Source organism: Acidisphaera rubrifaciens HS-AP3, from assembly GCF_000964365.1.
Classification (GTDB): Bacteria; Pseudomonadota; Alphaproteobacteria; order Acetobacterales; family Acetobacteraceae; genus Acidisphaera; species Acidisphaera rubrifaciens.
In genome coordinates, this window is record NZ_BANB01000484.1 from 1 (window position 1) to 437 (window position 437).

The window sequence follows — 437 nt, forward strand, 5'->3', positions numbered from 1 at the left end:
CGCCGGAGTTCGTCGAGCGGTGCGGCGCTGGTGTGCCGATTTTATTCGATCACCCGGACGGCGGAACGATGCGTCCCGACGATCACGCGCGGCGCGCGGTCGGCGCGACGATGCTGGGATGGTCCAAGGACGATCGCGAAGTCTGGGTTGTCGCGCGCGTCTATGATGAATCGATCAACGCGGCACTCGCCGAGGGGCTGTTGTCCACGTCGCCCGCTGTCGTGTTCACCGTGGCGGATGGCTGCGAGACGATAGAGCTGGGCGAAGATCGGCGTTTGCTCATTGAGGGCGCGCCGACGTTGCTGGATCACCTCGCGTTGGTGCCGGAAGGCGTATGGGATCGCGGCGTGCCATCGGGCGTGCGCGCAGATGCAAAGGAAACTAAGATGGCCGACGAACCCGAGACCGAGACCAAGCCGGCGCCCGAGAATGCGGCG

General features: G+C 65.7%; 1 protein-coding gene. It reads left to right on the forward strand.

Going from position 1 to position 437, the window contains the following annotated elements:
• Positions 1–437: hypothetical protein (locus B8460_RS22010; RefSeq protein WP_048862119.1), on the forward strand; the 437-nt coding region annotated here is incomplete at both ends.